Source organism: Butyricimonas muris, from assembly GCF_046365375.1.
In the GTDB taxonomy this organism is placed as follows: Bacteria; Bacteroidota; Bacteroidia; order Bacteroidales; family Marinifilaceae; genus Butyricimonas; species Butyricimonas muris.
The window spans coordinates 574,123-585,713 of the sequence record NZ_JBKEIT010000001.1; the positions used below are offsets into that span (position 1 = coordinate 574,123).

The window sequence follows — 11,591 nt, forward strand, 5'->3', positions numbered from 1 at the left end:
GGTGTTTACTATTTATGAGTCATACCGGGATATATTGTGTTATTGATGATGCATTTGCCTTCCGCGTAAATGCAATCGATTGAAGAAGAGCCTTCTCCTCTTGCAAGGGCTTCGACATTGCGGGAGATGGCCTCTTCTTTTTCAGAAATAGGTGAAAAACTGGTTAATAATCCCGCTAATAAACTTATCGCAACGATAATCGTATTTTTTCGGTCTAAGTGTTTCATATTTCAAAACTTTTTATTATATTGCATTAATTTAGTTTCGCTGTGTGCAACAAAAATATAAATAAAAAACAGGAGGAAGACAAATGCAAGTTCATAGAATTCTCATAAAATTGAAACATATAGGAAGCACACCATTATTTAGGGAAACGGTAATGGCTGTATTGGCTATTGGTTTCGTTATTTTGCTACAATATTGGCTTGTTTATTTGTTGTATACGGGAGAGAATGGAAAAATAAGAGATGAATTGAATAGGTCGACTTTATGGAGTATTGGGTACTGGAGTGGACGAGAGGGAATGAAAGTTGATAGTGTCGTGAGATATTGGGGTTATGATGCAAAAACACATGTATTGACGATCGGTATTCGTGATAAAGAATATTGTTTCGAGATAGATTCTATAGAAGCCGCTTGGGAGATGGATGCTATTGTTACTTACGACGTGAACTTGCAGAACCCGATTACCTTGGCTTGTTTGGATTCGTTGGTTAAGCATAGGGCGGAAGAAGTAATCGGTAATCTCTCAATCGCTTTCCGTCGCGTAGATTCATTGGGCAACACGAAAGAGGTATATCCGCCGGGTAACACGAGGTATATGGATATGGAGGAAGCGGGATACGTGCGATTGGGATATATTAGCGGGGAGAAGGTGGGAGTGCTTTTTGATTTCACGTGGAAGGATTTTCTATACAGGTTCTGGTGGCAGTTTACCGGGATTATTTTGGTCGGGTCTGTACTCGTGGTGTTGATTGTATCTTTTGCCTGTAGGATTTGGAAACAAAGGAAGTTGCGACAATTGCAGGAAGCGTGTTTAAGACAAAGAATGCATGATTTGAAAAGACCCGTGGGAGCGGTCGAAGGACTATTTCTTCGATTGCAGCGGCAGATTCAGAAGGTTTCGGATAGAGAGAAAGGCGAGATGTGTGATATCGGGTTGGAAAAAGCAGCCATGCTGAAAAGGGAAATGAGTAACGTGTTGCAGTTGGCGATGTTGATGTACCGCAAACGAGTGGAATGGGTGGATATTTCATTGAAAGAGGAATTGGTAGCGTTGGCAGCGGAAGAGCAGTTTGCTAACCCGGAAAAGGATATTCGGGTAGAGTTGGATTACAGGTTGCCGAACGTGTTGTTGCTCTCGGAACAGTTCGTGTACGCGTTGCGGAATCTGATGGATAATGCGGTGAAGTATTCCGGGGAAACGGTTTTTATAAAAGTAGCTTGTTACCGGGAGGGGAAAGCCCTTGTCGTATCAGTGACGGACGAGGGGAAAGGTATTGCTAAAAAAGATTTACCTTATATTTTTGAAGAGTATTGGCGAGTTGGTAGGGATGAGAAAGCAAAAGGCTTCGGGTTGGGATTGGCATCCGTTCAGAAAATTGTGAAAAGGCATAAAGGGAAAGTTCACGTGGAAAGCGAATTGGGAAAAGGTTCCACGTTCACTATAAAATTAGATAACTATGGAAAGAAAGATAAAACTTTTGTATGCCGAGGACGAGAAGGAGATGCGGATTACGTACACGGAAATATTATTGGAGCAAGGATTTGACGTTTATGCCGTGACGAATGGGGATGAGGCATGGGAGGCTTACCAAAAGGATGAATGGGATATATTGTTATTGGATATCGAAATGCCGGAAAAAACCGGGGAGGAAGTAATCCGGTTGATTCGGGAGAATGATACTCAGGTGCCTATCGTGGTATTTACCGGATACGACCAAGAGGGATTGTCTGTTATGGAAGCGGACGGGGGTGCGGATGATTACGTGAGCAAGGATTGGTCTGTCAAGGTTTTGGTTGATCGTTTGGGCAAGCGTTTGAAAGACGCGATGAGAAGGGCGGAAAGAGGTGAACAACGGGTATTCCGTCTGTCTTCGCGTATGACTTATGACAAGGTTACCAATATTTTGACGATAGACGGTAAGGCGACAAAATTAAAAGGAATGCAGGGGAAAATCATGTTGATATTTTGTACGCGCAGAAACGAAGAGATCAAGAGTACGGAATTATGCAAGGAATTATGGAATTTCGACGATGACCTCAAGAAAGGGGAATTATCAACATATATATCACAATTGCGAAAGATATTGAAAGCCGATCCCTCTGTTGAAATAGTCAATAATAACGGTTGTTACCTCTTAGTAGTTCCGGATAAGTAAACGCATATCTCTTTGCATTTCCTCGACGGCGGAGGAGAATACTTTCGGTTTTTTGTTGATGACGAGGTTGGCGGTGACGATGGCTTTATCGATTTGTCCGCTTTCGGCGTACATTTTAGCGAGAAGGTAGAGGGGGTAGATTCGGTTGGGAACCATGCGGGATGCCGTGAGGAAGGTGGCTTCTGCCAAGTCGTATTGTTGCATTGCCTGATAGTTTTTTCCCATGATATTGTAGATCATCGGGTCGGAGGAAAGAACGGCAGCTTCACGAAGTACCCGGTTACTTTGGTCTGGGTTGTCCGTGCGGGAGAGGCATTGCCCGTACTCGAACAGAAAGGCTGGATGATCTTTCAGAATGGGGTATATCGCCCTGTAATTGTCCACGGTTCGTTTGAATATCTGCATATTAAAATAGATTTGTTCGCTTCTCCAGCGTTTGAATGCTTCTCCGCGTTCTGTTTTTCCCGAGGTGAAGTACCACACGGGAACAAGTAAAAACAGGTAGAATATTCCCACTATCCATCGGGGGGACGGGGCGGAAGGCGATGCCGTACATTGTGCCGTGAGTAGCGAGAACAGGATGGCTAACGGCAACACGTTGAACGGGTAGGAGAAACAGGAGAAGATGAGAAAAGCGATTAACGCTCCCACGTGTCCCGCTTGTTTGTGTATTTGGGCTCGATAGGCATTCCGGATGGCGGAGGCGATGATGCCGAGAAAAAGCAATAGCCCGATAAGACCGTTTTCCACGGTGATTTGAATAAACTCGTTGAACGCGGATTCCGGGGCATCGGCAACGAGTTCTTCTTGTGGCGTGTAGTTGTCTTGCGTGAAATAGGCTTCCTGCGCTTTCCCGTAAGGTCCGGCGAAGTTTCCGAAACCGGTTCCTGTTACCGGGTGTGAAGTTATGATGGTTGTGGATACTTTCCAAATTAAAAGACGTCCGTCGGCGGAGCTTTTTTTCATCATGTATGTACCGATCATTAAAATGCCAATGACCAGAAAGATGACAATCGTGGCGATAGGGGTAATAACGGGATGCGCCCGATAGAATGCGATGCATTGCTGACGCAGGTGATAATGGTATCCCACTACAATTGCACACCCGACGATGGCTGCCACCCATGCACTCCGGCTCATGGTAGCGGGCAGGACGAGAAGGAGGGCGATTACCACGCCGATAGAAATGATATGAGGCCATTTGTGTGTCGTGAGGGCATAGTGTAAGGCCAGAGGAAAGATAGCGACCAGAAAGCCGGAATAGGGCCCCGGGTTAAAGAATGAACCTGTCAGGTCGAACTGGTTGTGAAATGAAGGAGTGAGCCCGTATAGCTGTGCCACGCCCCACATCGCCTCGATAAATCCGACAGCCAGAAGGGCGACATTGACGAAGTTTCCGGAGGAGAAGGAGGTGAGTATCCTGAAAAGGAAATAGGTAACCCCAACGAGCACGAGGATTCCCGCCCGGGCGTGTATTCCTTGCCCGAAGTAGTGCAGGTTCAGCAGGCTGTACGCTATATAGAGAAATACAAGTAGATCCGTGAGCGTGAAACGGAAAGGACGGATCAATGCCAACAATACACAGGGTATTGCAACCCAAGGAAGTATCGAGTAGAACCAAAAGATTTTCGCTATACGGTTTTCCAGTTCCCCTCCCGTGATGAATGTAGAGGACAACAATAATAGCGATAAGATGAAAACAATTGTTCCTAGCGTGTAAGTCTTAATATTCTCCTTCAATAGCATTTTACGTCGTTTTATGCAAAAGTAGGAAAATATATATAATATGTATAATGGAAAGTTGATAATATTCTAAGAATTATCGCTTGCTTCGTCTTCTTCCTCTTCTTGTTTAGGTGGTTGAGGGGTGTTGAAGATGTCGTATTTATCGAGGGGTTGCAGGTATTTCAACCAGCGGAAATCTTTCAGACGTTCTTCTCTCGGGTCGACAAGGAAGAGGGGAGTCAGGTCACCGTCGGGTTTGTTTATGAAAATGATATCTGTCACCCGTCGTTTCTCTATCATGATACGGATGTTGGAACTGGTGGCACGATTGACACCGATAATAGCACCTTGGTCATCCGGGTAGTAAATGGTTTCGCCACTCCCGTCCACGTATACCATGTATAACTCGTTATCCTTGAAATACCCGGTCATATTTCTTCCTTTGATCTGGTCGAACATTTCGGTATCCCATCGTCGTCCGACCATGAAGGCTTTGTTGTTCAAATAGAATTGTTTGATTTGCCCGTTACCCGTGAGCAGTGATATTTTTTCGGCAGTCATCTGGTAACCGGATGCCCATGTAACGGGTTCATTGTACAAGGTTACGGTTGAATCTGCGGTCAGGTATACCATAGAGTCACATACGCCTTGTATATCTTGGCTAAAGAATCTGACCTTATGAAACGCGCGTAGTATTTGATTTTTGGCGGAATCTTGTTCCATATACAGGGTATCGCCGTGCAGGAACAGGGAATCCTGTTTGCTGCAAAGGATAAGTAGGGCACTGTCGGTGACGAATGACTGGTTGGTTTCTCGGTTCATCTGGGCGTAATGTCCTTTCACGATCACGTCGTTGACCGAGTCTATCAAAGTGATGTTCCGGTACAAGTTTGCCATGCCGCTGATACTGTCAATTATCATGGTGTCGCCGTATCCCGTGTAAGTGAGGTGGGTGAGGCGGTTATTTTTATACAACTCGGCATGTCCTAAGTTGGAGTCGTACCATCCATCTTCGGAGTAGAGAGTGTTGTTGTCTTCGCCTTTGCCGTAAATATTGGTGGGACCGAGGATGTACACCAGTTTTGTCTCGGTGTTGTATTTCAATGTATCGGAATAGATATCATAATCGGGGGAAACCACTTTCACGCTATCCTTGAAAAAGGCGAGCTTGGATTGCGTGAAGTAGGTGCCTTGTTTGCTATCCAGCGTGTTTACTTCATCTTTCAGGTTACCCCAGTTGAAATAGTACCCGATGTCGAAAATCCCGTCATAATCCAGATAATTGGTCTTTAGCGTGATTTGCGGGTCTTTGAGGGTTACGTTCCGGCGTACTTGTATCATTTTTTTGTTCGAGTCATAATACATGTAATCCCCTGTCATGTGGATACTGTCATTCTTTATGACCCGCACATGCCCGAAGGCTTCAAGGTAATTGGTATCCGGTCGTTCTACTTGATAAAGACTGTCGCACCACATGAGTACATCATCGTGCTTCATGTGTACGTTCCCGATAAATTTTCGCAGGCTATTCTGGGTATCCATGCTGAAATTATCGGAATTCAGAATGTTTACTTTCGACTTTTTTACTTGTGCCATACCGTTTACGGGGAATAATCCCCATAACACGCATAACATTCCAACCCAAATACCTGCTCTTGCCATGAAAAATAGTCAATCTTAGATCATCAATTATTTAATCCAACCGTCGTAGTGGAATTTGATGTTTTTGTATTCATCGTCGATATGGATATAGGTATTCGCTTGTCTTTCCTTGATCCATTTCTCGATAACTTCCTGTTCTTTTTTTCTTTTCAGCCCGTTCTCGAAGCTCATCCAGTCATCTTCAAGATTAGCCGTGTGAGCGGGGTAATACGCTTTTATTTTGATGATTTTGTACTCGTCGCCTATTTCTGTTCTGTCAAGGAAGGGTTCGGAGATTTCACCTACTTGCAAGCTGTTTACCTGACGTGCCATATCTCCTTTGATTAACTCTTTCGGTAATTTGGAATCCGCGTCGTACGCGTTGAAAAGGAGTCCGCCATTTTTACTGGTTTTTTTATCGGTTGATACCCAGAAAGCGGCTTCTTCGAATGTCCATTCCCCGTTTTTGATGGTAGTCACCAGACTGTCCAGACGTTGAAGGGCTGCTTCACGGTCTTTTTCTTCAATTCTGGGGCGTAACAAGATATGACGAACGTTTACTTTATCTCCTTGGCGGTCGATGTATTGGATAATGTGAAAACCGTATTCCGATTCCACGATTTTGGATATTTTTCCCGGTTTCAAACTGAATGCCGCTTCGGCAAATTCCGGTGTCAATTCGTTCTTGGACATATAACCCAATTCTCCACCTTTAGCAGCGGTTCCCGGGTCTTCCGAGTAGAGTACTGCCAACGTATTGAATGATTGTTTGCCTTCAAGGATGTCATCGCGGTATTGTCTAAGCAGGTTCCGGATACGTTCTTTTTCCGTGTCGGCAATTTTCGGTTTAATCACGATTTGTTGTATCTCGTATCTGTCACCCACTTCCGGTAAACTGTCTTTGTTGAATTTGCGGTAGAAATAACGTACTTCCGAAGGGGTAACCCGAACGTTTTCCACTATTTTCTGTTGCATCCGATTGGTGATCATTTGTTCCCGCATCGGGGTACGCATTTCGTTTTTGATTTCCTCGTATGATTTACCGAAATAGCTTTCCAGTTTCTCGCGTGAACCGATGTTTCTCACGTATTCTTCCAACTGAGAGTTTAATTGTGCTTCTACCTCTGTGTCGCTAACAGCAATACTATCTATTTTGGCTTGCGCCATCAATAGCTTCTGAACCAGTCTGTTCTCGAATATTTGAGCTTTGGCATCGGCTTGGTTAGCGATTGCGCTTCGCGTCTGTTCATGTAAAAAATCGTTCTCGATGTCTGATTTCAACACGATTTCTTCTCCGACCACAGCGATAATCTTGTCAATCACGTTCTTTTGTGCTGAAGCATAACTAGCTAAAAATAAAAGTATAAGCAGTGATAAATATCTCATAATCCTTTAATAAATTTATACTCAATAAAAACGCTCTAAACTAATACTTTTTCTTCAAATCTAAGAATAATCCGTTCGTTTTCGCTTTTTTATTTTTAATTTTCAAATCCTGTTAATAAATTTTGACGTAATCTTTACGTGTTCCTTCCGCGTTTATGTCTTTCTCTAGGTTTTCCTCGAAGGCTATTTTGCGTTTGTTCAATAATAGTATTTCGATTTCTTTTTTCACGTACCCGAGGGGAGCAGTTTCGTGTTCTTGGCGAGTTTCGTATATTTTCAGGAAATAGTAATTCTCATCATTTTCCGTTTCTATCAACTCTTTGTTTTTATATTTGGCTTCCCAATCACTGCCCGTGATGGGCAACAGGTTCAATATATCGCGCAAGGGTATCCATTGGTCATTGAAGTTATCGTATTTTTTAGCCGAAGTAATGCAATACTCTTCCAGTGCCGCTTGATCTTTGGCATCTTTCGAGCGGAACCATTTCCGTACGTTGTCAATATTGATAGCCGATTTCGGCAACACGATAAACAATGCCCGCACGACGGGAGTGTTGAGTATGAAGTTGAACTTGTTGTTGTCGTAATATTGCGCTATCTCGGCATCGCTGATACCCCGGTCGAGTTTTTGAGCCACGAGTTTCTCCTTGTATTTATGGATGAGGATGGACGAGGAGTAATCTTCCACTTGCTTGCGGATATTCTTTTCTTCATCGCTTAGATTCTGGATTGCCTTGTGGAGCAGGAGTTCCTTGGTTATCCAGTTTCTCACGTAACTTTGTGCCATGATCGTGCTGTCTGCCGAGGGGGTGCCGGCGGGGATGATACTATTTACTTCCGAGAGGAATAAATATTTATCAAATGCTTTGGCAACGAGCTTTTCCTCTTCGGGGAAATTTTCTTTACATGCGCCCAGAAAAAGGGTTATCAACAGTATATATTGTAATTTCATCATCTCGCTTGAATTATATTCGGGCGAAAATAATAAAAAGCGATTTAATTCTATCGATTCGTGGCAGTTTTTTCGTGTATTTTGTATTTTTGTGGAAGATTTCGAATGATGACCCGCGATATAAAGGATATATTGAAAACGTACTGGGGATATGATGAGTTTCGTTCCCTGCAAGAGGATATTATCCGCTCCGTGATGAGCGGGAGGGATACACTTGCCCTTATGCCGACGGGTGGGGGTAAGTCCCTTACTTATCAGGTGTCGGGATTGGCGATGGAGGGCGTCTGTCTGGTGGTGACTCCTTTGATCGCGTTGATGAAAGATCAGGTGGAAGATCTGAAAGGGAGAGGAATTTCGGCTGAGGCGATTTATACCGGGATGAAGACGGAACGGGTGGCATCTATTATTAATAAGTGTATTTACGATACGGTGAAGTTCCTTTATGTTTCTCCCGAGCGTTTGTATTCCGAGCGTTTCCGTGAAAAATTACGGATGATGAACGTGTGCATGATCACGGTGGACGAGGCTCACTGCATATCGCAATGGGGATATGATTTTCGCCCCGCGTACTTGCGAATAGCGGATGTGCGGGAATACTTCCCCGGGGTGGTTATCCTCGCCTTAACCGCCACGGCAACTCCGGCAGTGGTGAAAGATATCCAGCAACAACTTCGTTTCGAGACTCCCCGTGTCCTGTCAAAGAGTTTCCGTAGAGAGAATATCTCGTACGTGATTCGGGAAACGGAGGCGAAACCGCTCGAACTTTATAACATATTGTCCAAGGTGCGGGGAGGGGCTATCGTGTACGTGCGTACACGGGAGAAAGCCTCGTCCGTGGCCGCTTTCTTGAATAAATCGGGAATAAAATCCGATTTCTATCATGCCGGTTTGTCTTCTTTACAGCGGGCACGGCGTCAGGAATTATGGAAGAACGGGGAAGTACCCGTTATCGTGGCTACCAATGCTTTCGGGATGGGGATTGACAAACCGGATGTGCGGGTAGTGGTGCATTACGATATTCCGGACAGTCCCGAGGCATATTTCCAAGAAGCGGGACGAGCCGGACGGGACGGGAAGCGGGCGTATGCCGTGTTGTTGTCTTCTCCCCCGGCCGTGGGTGCGTTAAAAAGGCGTATAGAGGATGCGTTCCCGTCGAAAGAGTATATTAAACGGGTGTACGAGGCTTTGTTTAACTATTATCAATTGGGTGAAGGCGAGGGCGAGGGGCTCGTGTCGGAATTTAACCCGGATGTATTCGTGACAAATTTCAAGTTGAACTTGGCGAAAGCGATGTCTGCCATTGAAATATTGGACGTGGCGGGATATCTGACTTACACGACCGATTTGAATACTCGTTCCCGGGTGATGTTTATCGTCGTGCGTGATCGTTTGTACGATATTGACACGGGTAACCCTTTAATGGAGAAGTTATTGGTACTTCTAATGAGAAACTACGCGGGTATTTTTGTTCAAGATGCTTATATTGACGAGGGCTTTTTAGCGGATCAACTGGGGATAAAGCGGAAAGAGTTGTATGATGCTTTCGTTACTCTGGCTAAACGCAAGATTATCCGTTACGTGCCGGGGGACACGAAACCTTATGTTATTTTCCACCGTCCCCGCTTGCCTCTGTCATACGTGTCTATCGGTCGGGAGGCTTACGAGGAGCGCAAACACGCGTATGCGAGCAAAATCGAGGCTATGGTGCGCTATTGCGAGGATAAGGAAACGTGTCGGCAATTGTTGTTGATGGAATATTTCGGGCAGAAGGAAAGCGAAGCCTGCGGTATATGTGACGTGTGTATCAGTCGGAAGAAAGCGTCGGTAAGGGAGGAACCTGTCGGGACGGACGAGCGGATACTGCAATTGCTCGCGGGGCGGGATGTTCCTGTAAATGAATTAGTCCGTGGAATAGGTGTGTCACCGGAGGTGGTGGTCGAGCGGATTCGGGTATTACTGGATGAAGGGAAGATTCGATATGTCACTCCGTCTGTTCTTGGATTGATAAGCCGGTAAAGTTTACCTGTAACTTGTGTATGGTAAAGGGTTCGTTACCCCTTACGCTACCCTTTCGCTACCTCATGAACGTAGCATGAACGTATCATGGACGTATCATGAACGTAACCCGTCGTTTATGCTGCCTTTGTGGTATGTTAAACCAGTATTTTTAAGGTAAAGTAGGGATAGAGAATAATATAGGGAACATAAAACTAAAGATATATTTCGAGTTTTATTTAGTGAAAGAAAAAAAGTTTTAGAATCATCGGTACCTTTTTTCTCGTGAAGTGTTATAAGGGAAATAGCGATGAGATGAGAAAAGAGAATGATGATATTATTCGTTTGATTGTACGGAGTCTTCGGGGGGAATTGACCCCGGATGAAGAGGTACTTTTTATATCGTGGAAATCTTGTTCGAAGGCCAACGAGGAGATGTACCGACGCTTGGAACGTGAATACAAGGAACATGCGGAGTACGCGCTGTACAAGCAATTTGATACCCGCAGGGAGTGGGCTGCCGTGGAGAAAGGTATTCGGAAAAGACGTTCCGTGCATCGTTTGTATCGTGTGGCGATTGCCGCTTCGTTCCTCGTTTTGGGTATTGCTTCTTATATCTTGCTCGCTCCCGAGAAGGAGAACCCCCGGCAGTTGGCAAAAGTCCTGCCAGTCGGCGAGTATTCTTTCAGCAAGAAGGCTTCTTTGATTTTGCCCGGGGGCGATACGTTACAGATTACACCGGTGATGAAGGACACGCTAATCGAGCGATTGCCTTTCGTGAGCAATAACGGGGAGGCGTTGGTGTATCACGAAACTTCGGGTTCGGATACTCTCGTGTATAATACTTTGGAGATTCCGCGGGGAGGGGCTTATTCCCTGCAATTGGCGGACGGAACGAAGGTCATGTTGAATTCCGAATCGCGGTTAAGGTTCCCGCAGGCGTTTAACGGCGATACCCGGGAAGTATTCCTTGACGGGGAGGGATTTTTCCAAGTGGCTAAAGACGCGGAGAAACCTTTTATCGTGCATTGTACCGATTACAAGGTGAGAGTACTGGGTACGACGTTTAATATCTCGGCTTACACGAGTGACGACGTGTCTATGACCACGCTGGTCGAGGGACGGGTGAACGTGGAGCGGGGGGACACGAGGGTGTTGCTGATTCCCGGGGTGATGGCTTCGGTGACACGTTCGGGTATCACCACGCGGGAGGTGAATGTCTATTCGTATATCTCGTGGACGAAAGACCAGTTTAGTTTTAGCGAGGAACGATTGAAGGATTTGTTGAAAAAGATATCCCGCTGGTATGACGTGGATTTCGTGTTTGACAACCCGGAAATCGAAGAATACAAGTTCTCGGGATTTATTCCCCGGTACGAGAATATAACAGCCGTATTGCAAATCATGGAGCAGGCTGCCGACGTGGTATTTAAAACAAGTGATGATAAGAAGATTACGGTGTACGATAGTCATGAGAAAGTACACTAAAGGTATAGAGTGAAAAAATAAGT

9 protein-coding genes are annotated in these 11,591 nt (G+C 45.1%); 4 read left to right on the top strand and 5 right to left on the bottom strand.

From position 1 onward, the window contains the following. Positions 1–8: 8 nt before the first annotated feature. Complete coding sequence (locus ACK8P8_RS02470) at positions 9–227, bottom strand: hypothetical protein (protein ID WP_186975602.1); 219 nt, start codon at positions 225–227, stop codon at positions 9–11. A 110-nt stretch (positions 228–337) separates the two neighbouring features. On the opposite strand from ACK8P8_RS02470, the gene ACK8P8_RS02475 reads away from it, so the two are divergent. Both ACK8P8_RS02475 and ACK8P8_RS02480 read left to right on the top strand, forming a co-directional pair. Beyond that, positions 338–1,771, top strand: a complete 1,434-nt coding sequence (locus tag ACK8P8_RS02475; RefSeq protein ID WP_186975601.1) for a sensor histidine kinase — start codon at positions 338–340, stop codon at positions 1,769–1,771. Next, positions 1,683–2,381, top strand: a complete 699-nt coding sequence (locus tag ACK8P8_RS02480) for a response regulator transcription factor (protein WP_099292631.1) — start codon at positions 1,683–1,685, stop codon at positions 2,379–2,381. The genes ACK8P8_RS02475 and ACK8P8_RS02480 overlap by 89 nt, the downstream gene beginning before the upstream one ends. Here the strand turns inward: ACK8P8_RS02480 and ACK8P8_RS02485 are convergent. The 4 genes from ACK8P8_RS02485 to ACK8P8_RS02500 form a co-directional block, all read right to left on the bottom strand. Continuing rightward, on the bottom strand, positions 2,361–4,127 hold the full coding sequence (locus ACK8P8_RS02485) for an O-antigen ligase family protein (protein ID WP_186975600.1): 1,767 nt from the start codon (positions 4,125–4,127) through the stop codon (positions 2,361–2,363). The two genes, ACK8P8_RS02480 and ACK8P8_RS02485, sit on opposite strands and share 21 nt — an antisense overlap. 66 nt (positions 4,128–4,193) lie before the next feature. Continuing rightward, positions 4,194–5,768: an OstA-like protein gene (locus tag ACK8P8_RS02490; protein WP_186975599.1), complete on the bottom strand. Its 1,575-nt coding sequence runs from the start codon at positions 5,766–5,768 to the stop codon at positions 4,194–4,196. 27 nt (positions 5,769–5,795) lie between these two features. Next, positions 5,796–7,133, bottom strand: coding sequence for a peptidylprolyl isomerase (locus ACK8P8_RS02495; protein WP_186975598.1), 1,338 nt, complete (start codon positions 7,131–7,133; stop codon positions 5,796–5,798). Positions 7,134–7,245: 112 nt separating this feature from the next. Further along, on the bottom strand, positions 7,246–8,088 hold the full coding sequence (locus ACK8P8_RS02500; protein ID WP_255469472.1) for a peptidyl-prolyl cis-trans isomerase: 843 nt from the start codon (positions 8,086–8,088) through the stop codon (positions 7,246–7,248). A gap of 105 nt (positions 8,089–8,193) precedes the next feature. Between ACK8P8_RS02500 and ACK8P8_RS02505 the strand changes: the two genes are divergently transcribed. Together ACK8P8_RS02505 and ACK8P8_RS02510 are read left to right on the top strand one after the other, a co-directional pair. Beyond that, positions 8,194–10,101 (top strand): RecQ family ATP-dependent DNA helicase, encoded by a 1,908-nt coding sequence (locus tag ACK8P8_RS02505; RefSeq protein ID WP_186975821.1) that lies wholly within the window; start codon positions 8,194–8,196, stop codon positions 10,099–10,101. 294 nt (positions 10,102–10,395) lie between these two features. Then, on the top strand, positions 10,396–11,568 hold the full coding sequence (locus ACK8P8_RS02510) for a FecR family protein (protein WP_410025518.1): 1,173 nt from the start codon (positions 10,396–10,398) through the stop codon (positions 11,566–11,568). Positions 11,569–11,591: the final 23 nt, after the last annotated feature.

Excerpts from the sequence above, each read along its gene's own strand:
- ACK8P8_RS02470 (WP_186975602.1), bottom strand. The coding sequence starts at position 227 with ATGAAACACTTAGACCGAAAAAATACGATTATCGTTGCGATAAGTTTA.
- ACK8P8_RS02480 (WP_099292631.1), top strand. The coding sequence starts at position 1,683 with ATGGAAAGAAAGATAAAACTTTTGTATGCCGAGGACGAGAAGGAGATG.
- ACK8P8_RS02485 (WP_186975600.1), bottom strand. The coding sequence starts at position 4,127 with ATGCTATTGAAGGAGAATATTAAGACTTACACGCTAGGAACAATTGTT.
- ACK8P8_RS02490 (WP_186975599.1), bottom strand. The coding sequence starts at position 5,768 with ATGGCAAGAGCAGGTATTTGGGTTGGAATGTTATGCGTGTTATGGGGA.
- ACK8P8_RS02495 (WP_186975598.1), bottom strand. The coding sequence starts at position 7,133 with ATGAGATATTTATCACTGCTTATACTTTTATTTTTAGCTAGTTATGCT.
- ACK8P8_RS02500 (WP_255469472.1), bottom strand. The coding sequence starts at position 8,088 with ATGATGAAATTACAATATATACTGTTGATAACCCTTTTTCTGGGCGCA.
- ACK8P8_RS02505 (WP_186975821.1), top strand. The coding sequence starts at position 8,194 with ATGACCCGCGATATAAAGGATATATTGAAAACGTACTGGGGATATGAT.
- ACK8P8_RS02510 (WP_410025518.1), top strand. The coding sequence starts at position 10,396 with ATGAGAAAAGAGAATGATGATATTATTCGTTTGATTGTACGGAGTCTT.